This window comes from Roseimaritima sediminicola, assembly GCF_009618275.1.
In the GTDB taxonomy this organism is placed as follows: Bacteria; Planctomycetota; Planctomycetia; order Pirellulales; family Pirellulaceae; genus Roseimaritima; species Roseimaritima sediminicola.
On sequence record NZ_WIAD01000001.1, the window covers coordinates 84,284 to 100,049 of the forward strand.

8 protein-coding genes are annotated in these 15,766 nt (G+C 62.1%); all 8 read right to left on the minus strand.

Translation table 11 applies throughout. The annotated features are described in order from the left end of the window. Positions 1-123: 123 nt before the first annotated feature. The 8 genes from GE027_RS00300 to GE027_RS00335 all read right to left on the minus strand — a co-directional run bounded on the left by GE027_RS00300 (position 124) and on the right by GE027_RS00335 (position 15,634). Entirely contained in the window at positions 124-690 is a 567-nt protein-coding gene (locus tag GE027_RS00300; protein ID WP_153555168.1) for a hypothetical protein, read from the minus strand. 314 nt (positions 691-1,004) lie between these two features. Then, positions 1,005-2,930 carry a PulJ/GspJ family protein gene (locus tag GE027_RS00305; RefSeq protein WP_153555169.1) on the minus strand — a complete coding sequence of 642 codons (1,926 nt, stop codon included), beginning with the start codon at positions 2,928-2,930 and terminating at the stop codon, positions 1,005-1,007. Then, on the minus strand, positions 2,930-8,650 hold the full coding sequence (locus GE027_RS00310) for a hypothetical protein (RefSeq protein WP_153555170.1): 5,721 nt from the start codon (positions 8,648-8,650) through the stop codon (positions 2,930-2,932). Before GE027_RS00310 ends, GE027_RS00305 begins: the two co-directional genes overlap by 1 nt. A gap of 128 nt (positions 8,651-8,778) precedes the next feature. After that, entirely contained in the window at positions 8,779-10,284 is a 1,506-nt protein-coding gene (locus GE027_RS00315; RefSeq protein WP_153555171.1) for a type IV pilus modification PilV family protein, read from the minus strand. A 20-nt stretch (positions 10,285-10,304) separates the two neighbouring features. Continuing rightward, positions 10,305-11,576 carry a pilus assembly FimT family protein gene (locus GE027_RS00320; protein WP_153555172.1) on the minus strand — a complete coding sequence of 424 codons (1,272 nt, stop codon included), beginning with the start codon at positions 11,574-11,576 and terminating at the stop codon, positions 10,305-10,307. Beyond that, positions 11,573-12,844 carry a type II secretion system protein gene (locus GE027_RS00325; RefSeq protein WP_153555173.1) on the minus strand — a complete coding sequence of 424 codons (1,272 nt, stop codon included), beginning with the start codon at positions 12,842-12,844 and terminating at the stop codon, positions 11,573-11,575. Before GE027_RS00325 ends, GE027_RS00320 begins: the two co-directional genes overlap by 4 nt. Positions 12,845-12,975: 131 nt before the next feature. Then, on the minus strand, positions 12,976-14,115 hold the full coding sequence (locus GE027_RS00330; protein WP_162006509.1) for a type II secretion system protein: 1,140 nt from the start codon (positions 14,113-14,115) through the stop codon (positions 12,976-12,978). A gap of 79 nt (positions 14,116-14,194) precedes the next feature. Further along, positions 14,195-15,634, minus strand: a complete 1,440-nt coding sequence (locus tag GE027_RS00335) for a type II secretion system F family protein (RefSeq protein WP_153555175.1) — start codon at positions 15,632-15,634, stop codon at positions 14,195-14,197. Positions 15,635-15,766: the final 132 nt, after the last annotated feature.

A 15,766-nucleotide genomic window follows, 5' to 3' on the forward strand; every position in this document is an offset into this window, starting at 1 on the left:
GCGGGAGGGTGTTGTCGTAGGGTTGTACCGAAATACTTATGCCGACGTGCTTAGCACAAAAAAAACCCTGCCCCGACGGATGGTCGAGACAGGGTTTCGTTTACGCAGGCGAGCGGCTCGTCATTACTTGACGGCTTTTTCGACGTCCGACATCACGGCGTCGACATCCACCTTGTCGGCGGCGAACGCGTGGTTGCTGACCACTTGGCTGTTATTGGCGATCACGACTTGCACATCCGCGTCGGCGTCCAGTTTGTAGTTGCGAGGACCGTTCTTGGTGTCCTTGGCGACCACGACCGGAACCTGTTTAACGTTCGTAGCGGAAGCCAATTTCTCGGCGTCCTTTTTCAAGCTGTCCGCCTCACCACCGAGCAGGGTGACGAACCCTTTCAGTTGCTCGTCGCTGTGGCTTTGAACGGCTTGATCCAGTTTCCCGACCAGCTGATTGAGTTGCTCGCTGTGCTTGCGAGCGAAGACCATCACCATCGGGCGTTGTCCGTAGCGGCAACGGTAGCACAGCTCCTGGCCGGCTTCGACACCATCGTCTTCGGCGCCTGCCACCTTGGTCACGTAGAACGCGCCGATCGGATCACCTTCCTTCAGGCAATCGCTCTTCTTGTCTTCGGCTTGCAGGTTGCCAGCAAAACCGACTGCAGCAACCACGGCGGCACAGAACATCATTCGAATCATCGTGTCATTCTCCATTGGCCCACGGTTTCTAACGCCGCGTGCACTGGTTAGGGAAACGGGGGGTAACCGTCTGGTGTAATGGCCATCCGCGATCGCGAACCGCCATCGAGACGATATTATCAGGGCCCGAAATGCCCAAGGCAAGGCACAGGGTCGCCCTGGGCGGCTGCGAAGCAGCGAAAGCTCCTTGCCGGTGGCCGTTCCGCCTCGAGGATCGGCCGGCCTCGGACAGGCGACAAGTTCGCGCCGGCGCGTTGGGTGGATTGGCGGTGACGTCCAAACTCTGGCGAGTTCAGCTACGGCGAGCTCAGCTCCTACGGCGCGAACTCCTGCGTGACCTGCATCTGCCGGGCTTGCCGCGTGGCCTGATCCTCGATCCGAATCTGCACCTGCAGGGCGTGCAACCGTGCCGCCACCGGCGGACTCGTTTCCCGTTCCCCGACATCGTCCACGCCGTTGGCGTTGTCACTGTCCAGCCCGTCGTTACCCTCGTCGATGTTGGCCAGCTGCGTGGCATTAACCGTCGCCGGCCGAGCGTACCAGACCGTGCCGCCGGCAGCCGCCGGCGCTTCCTGGTTGTAACCGTCGAACTCGTAGTCGTCGGCATAGGTATCGAAGACCGGCTGGTAGAAAAACGGATCGGTGTTCGGGTAAGTGGGTGAATTGGCCGGATACACTTTCCCAGGCATGTAACACCCGGACTTGGCAAGCGCCGTGGGAAACCGAAATGTGCTGCTCGTTCCAAACCAGTCCAGTCCGCTGAAAGGCGTGTTGCAATAGTTGGCCAGGTTCGTACCCAGATTGCCGCCCACACCGCCCGGAGCTTGTACCGTCCCGCAGGCCTTGTACACATAGTCCAAGTCGACGAAGGCGCCGTTGCTGGCCACGACAAACGACCACGGTGAAGACGAATTGAACGCTCCGCTGGTCGCCGCGGAGGAGCCGCGGATGGCGGTATAGAAACCGGGATCGGTGGGCGTGACCACCACGTCATCGCTGCCCAACATTCCGTAATCGACGGCACTGGAGCCGCTGGCTCCCGGCGCACCGTCTGCCCCGACGTGCACCAATACCGGGGCTTCGGGGTCAAAGGCGCGGATGTCAAACGCCGTGACGTTGGGCAGGATGATGTCCTCGCCCGCGCGATTGCCTCGCAGGGTGTAGTCGGGCGAAAGGAACCCACTGGTCTGCTCCACGCGGCGTCCGAGCGGCCCGTTGGCTTGATAGGCCAACGCATAGGCCGAGGGTCCTTCGAGGTCCAACAGCGGCATGCTGGTCAGCGTCGTCGGCGTCCCGACGCCGCTCATCAATCCCACGTTTCCGGGGATGCGAATGTGCGCAAAGCGGTTGTGCGGCTTGGTCAAATCCTCCAGCGAATTGGCCACCACGTAGGGTCCGTCGGGCAAACCGGACGAAGTCAATTGGCGCCGCACCGACAGATCGCAGTCCTGAAATACTTCGACGATCTGGCGGTAGTTGGCCGGCCAGGACTGGTTGTAGAAATACTGGGGGCTGCCGGTCGAAGGGATCGTCGAGGGGTCGTACTGCCGCATCACCATGGGCACGTTGACACCCGAGGGACTGCTGCCGGGAATCGTTCCGCCGGGGGGCAAATAACCAGAGGCATTGTTCAGATCGGGCCGGATTAACAGCACGCGGCGATGCAGATTCATGCGGTCGGGAACGAGATCGCCATCGCGGTCGATGATCCCCGAGGCATCGCGTACGGGCTGCATCCAGTAGATGATCTCGGCGTATTTTGATGTCGTCGTCACCAACCGGGTCGAGGTGGAACCGGTCCCGAGCAGGTATTCCGGCACGACGCCCGTGAAGTACGCGTCGCCCTCGGCCACGGCGGTGAACGCCAGGTAGTCGTCGTAGTCGCCAAAGCGGCTGGTCGCCCGGTAATCGACCAGTTGGTCTTCGGTGAGCGCACTGGCGCCTTCGGCCAGCATCGTGGTGGCGTCGCACAGCGGCCCGTCGTAGTAGACCAGGTAACCGGCCCCTTCGCCGGCGCTCTGCGGCGGCGTCATCGTGGCGGTGCAGCGAGACAGTTCGTCCTTCAGGCGGAACGTGATCGCACGCAGCCGCGCGCTCATTTCCACGTTCGCGCGGCTGTCCTGCATGCCGCGTCCGACCGACTGGAACATCCGTCCCAGGGCGACCATCATCAGCAAGGTGACCGCCATCGCGATCAGCATCTCCACGATCGTAAAGGCGTGTCGAGATCGATCAAACATCAATTTAAAATCCTCGAAAACAGAACCGTATTCTTGACGTTGTGCGCCCGGCCCGGCTGGTAGGCCACCGGCACCGATCGGTCGATGATGTAGAACGCGCGGTACCGTTTGTTGGTCCCTTGGTCGGCGCCGTATTCGTCCAACAGGTTCAGGTTGGCCGAATCAACCTCGAACAGTCCCACCGTCACCCAGACCACGAACGTGTTGCTGTTGTCGCTGGTCAAATTCGCCAGCCGCGTCACTTCGTTGTGCCGGAAGAAGGCATGTCGATCGGGATCGTTGGCCGGGACCACGCTGGAGGCCGGATGTTCAAACACCCGTTGGCCGGTGGTCGTGCCCTCGCGGTTCAGCGTCACCTGTTTTTCGGTCATCCGCAGCCGGTTAGGGTCACTGGCCGAAGCACCATTGGTGTGCAGCGGCGGAGCGATGTGCCCCGTTTCAGCCGGCTGGAATGCTCCCGCAAACGGCGTGGGGAAGTCGGGGTTGAGGTTTTCCAGGTAGTTGGGGTTCGATGCCCCGGCGGTATCTCGAACGGTCGCGTCCGGCGTGAACCCGCGGCGCGAATCAACAAACTCTGTGACAAACGGACCATTGGTCCAGTCTGCCGAATCCCGCGTCCGCGGCAACATTAACGAGCGGTACACCTCGGGGCTGACGATCGTGTTGAGATTAATCTTGCCGTGACGCTCCTGAGGTCCGATCCAGTTGAACGGCGGATGGAACAGCTCCGAAGCATATTGATTGACATAGGCAGCGACTGCCTGCGACGTCGACGGTGGCCAACTGGCCGTGGTCGAGATCACTGCCGGACGCATCATCCGCTCCAGATTGTCATAGGGCTGAGGCGTTCGTAACCACTGCAGGAAGCGATAGAAGTTCGGTGAGGTACGCGTGTCGCCGCCGCTGCCGTCGGTATCCTCGTCGTAGGCCAGGAAGTTAAACAGCACGCCGTAGTGTCCCTTCAACGCCACGGCGTCGGTACCGTCGAACGGGTCGGCCACGTCACCACTGGGGTTGTTACCGGGCAGGATGTATTCCACGCCCAGCCGTCCGGGTGCCGAGGCCGGGACCAACATGACTTCGTAGGGTGAGGAGTACGGTCGATTGAACCAGGGCAACCACGGAAACGCCCCGTCGTTAGGCGAACCCAACCAATCCACCATGCTGGCTTGCCCCGCCGCGGCGGCTTCCCAGCGCGTCCCGAAGGAATGGTTCAAGTAACCCAGCGTCGTCGAGTGGTTGGTGAACACGCCGCCGTTGTTGATGTCGGCGTCGACGTGAATCGTGTGATGAAAATTCACCCCGGCCCCCGGATTGGGCGTACTGGCGACCGGCTCGACGGTATCGACCGAGTAGATCAAGTTGCCGGGCGTGGCGCCGAACCCACCGCTGTTCACGGCCAAGCCGCTCTTGTAGCGGGACCCGAAGCGGATCTCGTCGCCCATGTCGCCAGTGCCGTTGGCACCACTGACGTCGGTGTCGTCAAAGGGGTTGGGGTCGTCGGCGTCGATGTGCCGCCAAACGCCCAGCGAATCCTGTTGGATATCCTCGGGATGTTCGCCGTTGTAGACCGTCAGGTCCATCGGCATCCAGTCGATCGTCAGGTAGGGGTTGGTGTCGGCATTGTAGGGCATGGTCGGATCGGCCAGCCGCTGCAGAAATGCCGTGCGGAAGTTCATCGTCGTGCCGGTCCGTTGGCCTTCGGGTCGCTGGGTCAGCGGGCGAGTGCCCTGCTTATCAAACGGCGTGTCCAGCGGCGTCGTATAGGCGTCCAAGGTCGGACCCGCCGTCGTGGTATCGGGGACCGGATAGTAGTTCGCCGCCGGCGTGGGTTCGGAGATATTAATCCCGATCTCCGGCAGGTTGGGATTGGTCCAGCCGGCCGGCGGGTTGGCCGCGGCTCGGATCCCGACGACCGGACGGATGCGTTCGGGGCCCATCGCGCCATCGCGGTCGGGCGTGTCGGCCACGTAGCGGGGATTGACCGTGGGGTCGTCGGTGGGATCCCCCGCATTGGCTCCGGTATCGTAATCATAGAAGCGGAACTCGGTTGCCGTCAGTTCCAGTCGCTGGGGGCTGTGATAGGTGTATGGATTAGTCGTCGTGGGCGCCGTCCGGGCGCCCACAAAGCTCACGTCCCGCGGCCCGATCACGGCATACTGGCCACCCTTCAGATAGGGCGCATTGTTGGCATAGTCACCGGCGGGGAAGCGGTTGTAGTAGACGTTCCGCGTGTTGGAGTCCGCGGGCAGGTCCGCGGCGATGGTCGCCGGATCGCGACTGGTCATCCAGATCACCCGATCGACGCTCAGGTTATCGCTGCTGTTAAAGGCGTCCATGTGGATCCGCTGGGTGGCCGGCAACGTGCCGCCGCCCTGGGCGGTATGGAACGTGGCCGTCGCCAGGGCGTCCGGATCGGCCAGCCGCGTCAGCGGCGAAAGGCTGCCGCCGCCGTAGGTGCCGCCCGGATGCGGCTCGCTGATCGCAACGCGGAACACCGGATTGCCGTCGGGCGCTTCGGCCGCCAGGTTCAGCTGTTCATAGTTGTCCAGCAGGTCGTTGGTCTCGCGCGGCGGTGTCGCGCCTAGTGGGTTCTGGTCGCTGGCCGCGCCGGGCAGCCGTCCTTCCTTGGGCGAACTCGGTCGATACAGCTCCAGGACCGTCGTGCCTTGCGGCAGACGTTTCTGGTCCATGTCGTCGTCGGGCATGTTGGCCCATTCCTGGGTCGCGTCGTACGAAGCACCGCCCACGGCCGGGTCGTCGATCACGCCACGATCGTGAAAGTTCAACGACTCGGTCAGCAACAATTCCGGAGCCTCCATCCCGAAGACCACTTTGGTCGTGGCCGCGTTGCTCAGATCCCAGCCATCGAAGGGCCGGGCGTCGTAGACAAAGCGGGTCATGATCGTGTCGGGATCGCGGAAGTCGACCACGTTGACGGCCCACTGGGCGATCTTCCAGGCGGTGTAGTCTTCTTGATTGATTCCGGTTGGCCGATCAGGAAAATCGTACAACTGCGAGGCGTTCACGTCGTACAGCAGGGCCATCATCAGGGTGTACAGGTCCTTGGCCAGTCGCTGGCGGCTGCCGTTCGAATCGTCCAGCAGTTGACCGGCCTGATGCCGCGGCACCGAGGCGACTTCGAAGGTGAAGCGTCCGGAAGCCTCCCATGTGGTGCCCGTGTAAACACGTTCGCGAGTTCGAGGTTCATTATCGACCGTGCCGTCGCCGTCGTCATCGCGGCCGTTGGGTTCGACGTAAGTTAATTCTTCCGGATCGTCGATCACGCCATCGCCGTCGTCGTCGCGGCCATTGCCCAGCATCCGGTTCAAGTCGATTTTCATGCCCAAGCGGATCTCGGGCGGAATCAGATCATGGATCTCCTGTTGCGTGGGGTTGGTGCCAAGAGCGCGAATCAGTCGCTGGGCGGCATGCGTCGGCGAAGTGAACAGGTTGCTGTCGCTTTCTTCGTCGGCGGGCTGAGCCGGCAGAACGTCGTCCGACGAGGAGATCGGCGTGACCATTCGGTACAGGTCCTGCGTGGGCACTCCACTGCTGACGATCGGGCTTAATTGTTCGACCAGTCGCTGCGGCAATTGCTGGCGATCCCAGTCCCAGGCCCGGATCACCGGTTCGAACTCGGCCAGCGTAAATTCGTTGTCGCCGCGCCCCTGGCGTCGCAGGGCGCCCTCGTAGGGATCGTTGACGATTTCGTTGCCGTCGGCCGTCGCATCGCCGTCCAGATAAACGGTGTTGGCCAAACCGCTGATCAGCGGCGCGCCGGTGGGGTCCACCGCAATGCGGCCCCGGCCCCAAACGTCTTTGGGCATCCCGTAGGCGGCGCCGTAGGCGTGCATCAGCGGACGGTTCGGACGGCGCAGGCTGCCGATCATTTCGTCGACGTGCGACGCGGCGTGGTTGCCCGTACCGGGAACCCCATCGCTGGCGTTACCGTAGCGCTCGCGAAGGATTTTCGCCCAGTCACTCGAGGCGGCGGTAATCGTTCCGCCATGCAATGCCCGAGGATCGATCTCCGCCGGACCGTAACCGAACCCACCCCCTTGAATCACACCGATCGTGGTCGCCGCATCGTTCAGGGGCCCGCCGACCGGGGCCCGCGCGTAGACATTGTTGACGCTGGCCGCGGTATTGGTTTCATACGCCAAGGACGGCACCTGCATCGTGGCCAGACTGCCGGCCGTGTTCAGGTTCACCCGTCCGCTCAAGTCTTCGATCCGAAATGCAGCCATCGGCTGGACCAAGGTTCCATCGGCCATCGTCACCAGCGGCATTCCGGCATCGATAAACACGCTGTCGTTGACGCCATCGCCATCGTTATCGACGTCCCAAGGACCGGTGGCCAGCGCCAGGGCCAAGTCGCGAACGTCGTTGGCATTGGGATTCAGATAATTAATTGCCTTGGAAAATGCGTTGTGGCCCTCTCCCCCACCGGTGTAGGACCGATACAGGTGCCCGCCCCCGTACTCCGGGGCGTTGGCGATCGGCAGCGGACGCATCGTCGAGCGGATCAGCATGCTGAGGACGTTGCGCAGTTGATCCTGGTTCAAACTGGTCAGCGATTGGTCGTAGTAGCTGACGATGTAGTTGATCAGAGCAGGCCGGACAAACGACGGTGCGGCGGGTCCCAGCGCATTGGGCACACCGCTGGGGTTCTGCGGAAAGTGGGCCAGAAACATGTCGCGGTAGTCCGGCACGTCGAACGGCTCGTCGCCATCGCCGGGCGGCAACCCCATCCCTACGCGGTAGGTGGAGTAGTTGGGCAGCAGGGCGACCGGAACGGTCAACGTTTCCGATCCGTTGGTGATCGAAACCGTTTCATCCAGGTTGAACCCGGAGCCTGTGTTTTGCCAACCGTAGCCGTAACCGTTGCGGGCCCGGCCGGTGATCAAGAAGGGCAAACCTTCGTCGTCGCTGCCCGCCGCGCCGGCCGCGGTAAACGTCCCGCCGCCGCCCCAAACCTGGTTTTGACCTTTGCCGTAGAACAACGAACGCGCCCGCGTGGAGCCGGAATCCAACCACCACCGCAGGCTTTGCATGCGGCCTTCATGCGAAATTCTCTCGTCCAGATACGGTCCCACGTCCAGCACCAGGATACGGTCCAAGGCGCGGGGATGTCCGGTTTCGCCCGTGCGATCGCGGAACGAACGGACGATGCGAAAGGTCAGGTGCGACAGCGGCCCTTCCTTCAGCGTGAAGTAACGTCCGACCAACAGATCGTCGACGTCCACGCCGTCGCGCTGCCGTGCGGCCGCCTTCTCGGCCGCGGTCTTGGTCGTATCATCCACTTCCGGTGCCAGACTGGTCTGGATGCGATAGAAGTGATCCTGGACGACCCAGCCGGGCTGGCCGGCCGCGCCATACGCGTTCGCATCGCGGACGTTCGCTTCGATGAAATCGCTGCCCCACTTGTCCCGCAGCAGCGAGCTGCCCCAGACCGCCGACTCCGAACTGTTGCTGCCGACCAAGACGCTGGTGATCGCTTGATCCAACAACGCCTCGGGCTGGGCCCCGCGCGTATTGCGTTGGCTGATCGTATAGGACGCCAGTCGCGACTGGCTGGTGAAAATCACATACGTCGCCGTCAGCAGGCTGAACAGCGCCAACATCCCCAGAACCAACAGCAGGATGACGCCGCGCGGCCGCCGGCGATGCTTTCGGCAAACGTCCAAGCGGCGGCGAATTGGTTGGGAAAAGTTCATTGCGAACACCTCATGCGACCGTGTTGCGAACGCCCTTGCGTTGCGTTCGCCGGTAAACTCGAGAAGAAAAGATCTGCGACGGTTGGGCAGCTTGTCGGCCCCCGTCCGAAACTCTGTATAACGCTGCGTCAGGGGTCCAGCTGGATCGAAAACTCTCGGATACTGACCGCCCCTTCGACCACCGTGGCGTAGGTGTCGTCGGCGAGCAGGGTTTCCGGCGTGGCGCTATTACCGTTGTTTTCGAAACCGAATTGCCAGGGCGGTCCTTCCAAAATCACTTGCCGCTTCCAGACACCGGAGAGGGTGGTAAAAGGCGGTTGGTTATTAAACGGCCCTTCTTCCTTGCCCAGAATTCTTTGTACGCGGTACCAACGGTGCACGGCGGGTTGAGTCGAATGCGGACGCACCGGAGTGCCGCTGCCGTCCGTTTCATAGACCTGCCGCGACAGCATCACCCATTCGCCGGGCCGGACGTCGGCGTCCACCGTTTCCGGCCCGTACATCGAAACTTCGATGGTCGACCCCAGCTGGACCGGGTTGGTTACCCAAAACACCCGCTCGCTGGCCGGATTCTCTTCGGCGCTGGGCGAGGCAGGGGCGCTGGCAAAGTCGTAGGTATTGGCGTAGGCTTCGCGAGATTCGATGACCACTACGGTGACGTTGTAGTGCAGCGATCCATCCAGCGGCGGCGTGACCGTAGCCAGCCAGGTGTAACGGCCGGCCGATCGTCGAGAGCCCGGCACCGAACTGCCCGCGTCCATATTGTTCATCACCTGGCTGGGCGGCAGCGTCCGATCCTTGGGCCGATGCATCATCAAACTGCCGTCGGCCTGGGTCAGGGCATCAGCCACCATCGAGGCGACAAAGCTGGACGCACTGCCGACGCCGACGCGATACATCCGCGGCAGCGGCGGTCGGGTGCCCACGCCAGGCAGCGCCGCACTGGGCGGGGTCAGGGCGGAGTACCATTCGCTGTAGTAGGGAAAACGAGCCGTTTGATAAGCGTTTCGAGGTCCGCTCATCGGCAGCACCGCCGTGGTAGCGTTCTTAGCGATGAAATCTGGGTCGATGCAGAACGACGCCATCCGCGTTTCTCGGAAACCGGCCGAAGGATTAAAGCTAAGGGCAAAGCCCGGCGCGTCCAGGCCGGCACATTCGCGGCCCACCGGATTGCCAGGCGGCGGGAACAGGAATCGCGGCCGATCCAACAGATCTTTGACGACGCGAATTCGCGAGTTTGCCGGGGGCGTCGCCTGCATCAGCTGTGGCTTCGCGTCGGCATGATCGGTCGACGAATCAATAATCGTCGGCGGGGTCATGCCGTCGTCGTTCATGGGGTCGATGTCCAGGAAGACCAAGCCATCGAGCGAGCGCAGGTTTCGGCCGCTCAGTTCGGCCGCGGCGCTGGAAGCGATGCGATTGGCCGCATCGAGTCTCAAGGCTTCGCCGGCGTCGCGTCCGGCGATCGGGATCAGGGCGACGACGCCGACCAGCCCGATCAGGATCACGCCGATCGCGAACAGCACTTCGATGATCGTCACCGCCGCGCGAGTGTGACGCGTTCGCTGCGCACCAGGTGCCCGTCGCCGAGCGGCCCGGCCGACCGGCGCGATTGTTGGGGATGGATTGTTCATAAAACTTTGCATCACGTTTCCTAGTCGTTGACCGCGCTGTAGGCCGCCGCTTCGCGCCGCGCCAACTTGAGGGCCGCTTGCAACTTGGTTTGCAGCGGAGCCCCAGAGGGGGCCACCACGAAGCCGGTATCCGGATCAAAAATGTCGCCGCCGGGGCTGACGCCGTAGGAGGACAGCGGCGACACGGCGACCTCGCCCGACTGACGATTGATCGTGACCCACGCCGATTCGAAGTCGGCCAGGTTCGCGTTGTCCTTGCCGTCGACATAAAACGGAGCGTCCGGATAGACGCCTCCGTTCTTGCCCAGCAGCAGGTAAATATTCGACGCCGCCTGTTGGCTTTGCACGAACACGGTCGAACCGCCCGGCGTGGGCGCCCCGAACCGAACCTCCGTGACCGAACCCTGGGAATCGAACATGATCGTGATCGATTGAAAATCGTTGAAACCGCCGGCAAACGGCGCCGTCGTGGCCGGGTTGTAGGGCAGTGTCCCGTAGCGGTTGGTGATCAGGTTGCCGCCGCTGTCCCGGCGACGGTTATCGATCGCCAGCGGCGAAAAATCGTCGCCGGTCAGCCCGATCCCCGAGTAGACCAGATCGATCACCATGCCTTCGGGCAACTCCAGCGGCGAGGTCATCGACAGCGTTGGTTTACGGATCACCCGAAACGGCAGCGACGTACCCTCGGGATACTGAGCCAGGATCGCCGTGCGAGATGCCGGGGCGAGACCGATCACCGGCCACTGGGCTGCGTTGGGTGGATTGGTTCCAATCGTTTGTCCGGGAAGGAATCCCAGCCCCGTGATCTGAAAATAGGCCGGGACTAAGCCGATTCCGATGGAATCGGTTGGACCGACAATCGGATTGGGAATCCCGTCGCGAACCTGTTCCGCAGCGGCCAGCAACAGCGAAGCGTCGGCCGGGTTGAAAGCCAGATTGCCCAGATTGGTGACGTAGGCCTGAGCACCGGCCAGATCGCCGCTGTAGGCCGGAGGGCCATAGGCATAGGACAGGCGAACCGAGTGGGCGCGGCCAATCGCCGACTCCTCACTGGCTCGCTCGATTACCACGCCATAGCGCCGGCCTTCGCCGATGGCTTTGGCACGCGCTCCGTCGATATACGACTGGACGATACCCGCGGTGCGGGTGAATTTCTGCTCGCGGATGATGTCACGGACGTTCGGCAGCGTCACGGCCGCCAACAGCGACAGGATCCCGATCACGACCAACAATTCGACCAGGGTAAACCCCTGGCGCGGGGCCGCATGGCGATCACAAGCGTGCTTGATCATAGGGGCCTCACGCTGTAAAGGTTATCGGCCGAATCGTCCACGGCGTCCCCGTCGGCGTCGTAGTAAGCACCAACCCAGCCGCCGGTCTTGGTTTGGACGAAGGGTGCGGCGTCGTTGACATAATCAACGTCGTAGTAAGCGTCCGAGCTGCCGTAGTAGTTGCGGGGGAAGGGATCCGGGTAGTAATACGGCGAGGTGTAAGGCGCAGGCACGGCGGTGGAGCCATTCTGGGGCCAGGTCATCGTGCCGTAGGCCAGCGGACTGCCGTACTGCCAATTCAAAGCCGATGAATCGCTGCTGCGAAGCATCAGGTCGAACTCGCCATCGGGTCCGGCGGACACAATCACCGGCGGTACGTTGAACGTATCGTTATTGGCTTCGGGACTGCCCGCGTTGCCGCGGTCGACGTTTCGCCAATCCGCCCGCAGCGGGTCGTACTGGTCGTAGCCGAGTTCCTGTTTCGTCTGCAGGATCGAAGCCAGCCGCTGTGCCGGCGTCATGCCCTCCCACTGGGCGCGTTTGCCGTAGATCATCCAGTACCCGACGGGCCACCGCATCCACACGATGGGCGTACCCCAGGGATCCAGGATCTCGGGAACTCCGTCGCCGTCGGTGTCGGCGATCTGATCTTTCCGGACCACTTCCAGGCCCGAGCGACCGGCCACCACCGTGGACGCCAGAATCAGATACAAACACTCGCTGCTCTCGTACTGCTCGGTCCAGCCATCGGCCCAATCGGCCCCGAAGCTGGTTTTCCCAGTCATTCGCGCGATCGCACGACGATAGGTCATCAACGTCGTCGGTGCCGGACGTTGGTAGCTGATCCGACCGGCACTAGGTGCCGGCATGCGACGTCCCGAATCATCGAAGTGATAGATCGCCGCTTGCGTCGGAGCCAGGTTCGGCACGCCGGTTCCCGTCTGCAAGGGATACAACAGGTCGCTCTTGCGATCGGGCATCTCGATCCGCAACTGCTCGCGCATATTGATCAGGCGCAGCCGCGCCGAATCGGTGCCCAATTGGACCCAGGGCGGCATCGACGCACTGGGGGGCGTCATGCCGATTGCCCCACCGGCATCGACGCGCAACGTCAGGTACTGTTCCAGTCGCGACTGCAGCATGGCGTTCATGGCGACCAGCTGGGTCTGGCACCGAGCACGCCGGGCGTCCGCGTTGACGCTGACCAATGCCGCGGTCACCATCCCGCCCAACACCGCCAGCACGCCGATCGCCACCAGCAGCTCGACTAGGGTAAATGCGCGTCGCATGAAATAGATTTCCGAATGGTCAGACAAGAAAAAGAGGTAGTATGCGTGTTTTCTGTCACCCTCCCTCCGGGAGGGTCGGGCTCTCGGGCCCGGGGAGGGCGTCACGCCTACGCCCTGCGCAGTAGGTTCCCCTACGGCAGGTTATCCTCCAGCAACAATTGCTCGCTGAAGTTGGTGATGTTGTCGAGGTGATTGTTTTCCCAGGTGCTGTCAAGCGTTCGTTCTTGGAATCCGCTGACGTTCGGCAGGATCATCGCCTGGCCGTTGGCCGCACTGGTATTGCAAGCCATGACCTGCCCCGTGTCGGACAGGAAGTAGGCCGGCATGCTGGAGTCCGAGGGATTGAACGCCAGGTTGCCAAACATGTCGTCCGCCCCGGCGGAGATGATCTGGAACGAATCCGGGTTCTGCCACCGCAGCGCGTTGGGGACCGTCGCCGCGGTATAACTGCCGGCTCCGGGCGGATTCTGAGTTGTTTTGTAGGGCCGCACCGCGCCAAAGCCGCCTTGCGCGAAACCGTTGTAAGGCAGCGTCGAAATCGGTGTATCCACGACGTAACCGTAGGTGCGACTATCGAAGTACACGTACGGAGCCGAACGCCCCTTGGGAACGTAAATCGGCAACAGATCTCCGTCGTCACTGGACAGTACTCGATTCGTTTTGCTGACCGGCGAGGTGGGCGTGGGCAGTGGGGCGATCGTCAAACGCGTTGTTTCAAACTCCATACGAGGACTATTGCGATCGATGTTGTACTGGTAACTGGCCGGATCGACGGGACTGTCCGTGCCGGCCGTTCCCACAAACTGGAACGGTCCACCGGGTCCTGTGAAAGGACGCGTCTCATCGGCGCTTAACCCGCCCAGAAAAAGCACAATGCTTTCGGCCCGGTCGATCGCCACCGGATAGAAGGTGCTGCCCGAAGGATTGTTGCTCGGCCCCACGTTTGGCTCGTGGCACATGTTGTACAGCAGCGTGCGGTCGACCGCGCTGATTCGCGGGAAAGCTTTGTTCAAATGACGGTTCATCACGACCCAGCTGCTGCCATCGGGCGGCAGGTCGCCGTACTCGCCGCCATAGTTCTCTGCCGCCTTCTCGATCTCCAAGATCTCCATCCGCGTCGTCGTGTTGCGGGCTCTGTCCATAACCATCCCGATCGAGGGGATGGCGATGGCCGCCAAGATGGCGATGATCGTGATCACGACCAACAGCTCGACCAGCGTGAATCCGCTCGATGCACCGGAGCGATTCCGTTTGCGGTAGCAGCGTCTCATAACGACAATTCCTTCAGACAAGTTGTGTTGCGTCGCCCCCCCCCGGGGAAGAGCGAAATGTTTCGATGACATGTGCGGCCTAACCAAGTCCGCTGATCAAGCCCACCAACGGCATGAACAGACTGATCACGATAAAGCCCACGGCCAGGCCCAGGAACACGATCATGATCGGCTCCATCATCGCCAGCAGACCGTCGGTCAACGTGCGGACTTCCTCGTCGTAGGTGTCGGCCACCTTGTACAGCATCGTGTCCAGCTCGCCCGTCTCTTCGCCCACGTCGACCATGTTGACGACCAGGTCGTCGACGACGCGTTGGCGGTACTTGGTCATGTACAACAGGACGCAGATCACCGTGCCCAAGCCGGCCGTGCCGAGGCCGATCCCGTACAGGGTCTGGACCATGTTCGGGTCCTCGCCCAGCGAGGTGCCGCCGGAGGTCATGGCGACCGACAGCAGCAGCAGTCCCGGGAACGATCCCAACAGGATCCAGAACAACAGGGCCATCGGGTGGAACCCGGGCACGCTGTTTTCCGCCAGCGGTTTGCTGATCACTTCGCCCTGCCGAATCGCGTCGGCCACGCGGGTAAACAACCGTTCGAACATCGCGTTGCCGGAGGTTTCGCGGGTGATGTTCAGAGCTTCCAAAATCGGCACCCCGCTGCTGACCAAGGTGCCCAGGGTTCGCGTGGTTCGGGCCAGGATGTTCTTCTCGACCAAACCGCCGATGATCGGCACCTTGATCATGAACTGGTCAAAGCCCATGCGGCCGTGTTTGAATTTCCGCAGCAGCTTGATCAGCATGAACATGCACAGCGGGATCATGATCAACAGGAACCAGTATTGGGCAAGGTATTCCGAGATCGCGATCAGCAGCACGGTCGGGGCCGGCAGGTCCAGTTCGAACTCCTCGAACATCTCCTGAAACGTGGGCACGATGAAGACCATGATGAAGATCAGGATCGCGATCGCGACGAAGATCACCACGCAGGGATAGATCATCGCCCCTTTGACTTTGCGTTTGAGCGACTCGCCGCGTTCGAGGAAATCGGCCAGTCGCTGGAGGATCGTCTCCAGAGCACCGCCGGCCTCACCGGCTTTGATCATGTTCACGTACAGCCGGGTGAACACCTTGGGCGATTTGCTCATCGCCTCGCTGAGCGTGGCCCCGCCCTCGATCTCTTCGCAGACATCCTGCAGCGAGTTCTTCAGCTTGCCCGGCTTCTGGTTGTTTTCCAGGATCTTCAGCGACCGCAGGATGGGCAGGCCGGCGTCCTGGAGGATGGACAGCTGGCGAGTGAACGCACAGATCTGTTTGGTTTTGGCTTTGCCGAGCGCGAAGGGCCGTTTCTTTTTGCCGCCCGCCGCGGTCCCGGCGGCCGCCTTTTTCAGCGAGATCTTGGTGACGAAGTAGCCCATCGACCGAATCGTGGTTTGGGCTTCCTCCTCACTGGGCGCATCGATTTCGTCGCGGATCTCTTGACCCGTCGCGTCCATCGCTTCGAATTGGAAGGTAGGCATCGCAGTCTCTCGTGACGATCGTGCTTGTAAAAATGGGTCTCAGTGTGGTCTTGATCAGGCATTACTCTCCCTCTGGGAGAGTCGGGCTCTCAGGCCCGGAGAGGGTTTTTTGCGTTTCTCGCCCTCCCCGGG

Bases quoted from the DNA above. Each gene is read 5' to 3' on its own strand.
- GE027_RS00300 (WP_153555168.1), bottom strand. From the start codon at position 690: ATGATTCGAATGATGTTCTGTGCCGCCGTGGTTGCTGCAGTCGGTTTT.
- GE027_RS00305 (WP_153555169.1), bottom strand. From the start codon at position 2,930: ATGTTTGATCGATCTCGACACGCCTTTACGATCGTGGAGATGCTGATC.
- GE027_RS00310 (WP_153555170.1), bottom strand. From the start codon at position 8,650: ATGAACTTTTCCCAACCAATTCGCCGCCGCTTGGACGTTTGCCGAAAG.
- GE027_RS00315 (WP_153555171.1), bottom strand. From the start codon at position 10,284: ATGAACAATCCATCCCCAACAATCGCGCCGGTCGGCCGGGCCGCTCGG.
- GE027_RS00320 (WP_153555172.1), bottom strand. From the start codon at position 11,576: ATGATCAAGCACGCTTGTGATCGCCATGCGGCCCCGCGCCAGGGGTTT.
- GE027_RS00325 (WP_153555173.1), bottom strand. From the start codon at position 12,844: ATGCGACGCGCATTTACCCTAGTCGAGCTGCTGGTGGCGATCGGCGTG.
- GE027_RS00330 (WP_162006509.1), bottom strand. From the start codon at position 14,115: ATGAGACGCTGCTACCGCAAACGGAATCGCTCCGGTGCATCGAGCGGA.
- GE027_RS00335 (WP_153555175.1), bottom strand. From the start codon at position 15,634: ATGCCTACCTTCCAATTCGAAGCGATGGACGCGACGGGTCAAGAGATC.